This is a genomic window from Vibrio sp. D173a (assembly GCF_030248475.1).
On the sequence record NZ_JAHGAH010000408.1, the window covers coordinates 1 to 922 of the forward strand.

Genomic DNA, 922 nt, shown 5'->3' on the forward strand with positions numbered 1-922 from the left:
CTGTTGAGCTGACAACATGTCGGATTCAGCATCTCCAAACATGACGGCATTTGTGTTGTTTTCTTGTTTAAGAATATTGTGGATAAGCTCAGCTTTTGGCGTTGGTGAGCCAAACACACCATCAAAGTGAGTATCAAGGCCTCTCTGGACAAAAACGTCTCTGAGTTCACTTTGCTCCGAGCCACTTGCGACGTATCGTTTACCTTTGCACTGCTCAAGAAACGACATAAAGCCGGGCGTCAGTTGCGCCGTTAAGTATAAAGTACGGCACTGTTTGGAGAAGTCAGCCAAAATCCTTTGCTCTAGCTCACTTCTTTTTTCTTCTTCAATCGTTAGGATGCTATCTAGAAAGTAAGCAACGTGGTGAAAACGAGACTTTCCAAAGTTATGACGGAAGTAATCAACACACTCCGCAATAAGGTCTTGAGCTGAAAAATGCGCCTCCAGCGAATTTTTCATAGCTTCGATTTTCAATTGATTGGAATCTAAAATAACGCCATCACAATCAAAAATGTATACCTCGTATTTACTTAACAGGGGCATAAACAGAGCCTTTAGCAATCGGGTAGCTAGTTGGAGTCAAAGAGGTAATTTCTAGGCTTTTCTCATGAGCATGGTAAAGGTTCAATATGTCTACCATCTCTTGTTGACGAACATCATCTTGAGCATAGCCATCAAAACCAACCACTGAAATCGCATTCACGTTTGATTCCAGTAAAGCACCAAGAACGTAGGCCGTTGTGATGTCATAAGGAGTAGTCGTGTAAGTGCCCTGAGTTGCAAACGTCTCTTTTACCACTTCAAGTCCGTAATCAATTAAGTTTACACCTTCAAGCTCTGACAACTCAGAAGTCGTAAAGCGGCACTTTGGAAGGATGATTGGTTTATCTAACCCTTTGTAGAGCTTTGACTCTGACAAGAA

The 922-nt window shown here is 42.1% G+C and carries 1 protein-coding gene and 1 pseudogene; both read right to left on the bottom strand.

Features of this window, described 5'->3' with window-relative positions:
• Positions 1-543: HAD family hydrolase (locus tag KIV40_RS26275; protein ID WP_285352120.1), on the bottom strand; the 543-nt coding region annotated here is incomplete at its 3' end.
• Positions 527-922 (bottom strand): annotated as a pseudogene (locus tag KIV40_RS26280) (pyruvate carboxyltransferase); the annotation flags it as partial. The pseudogene KIV40_RS26280 and the gene KIV40_RS26275, both read right to left, overlap by 17 nt.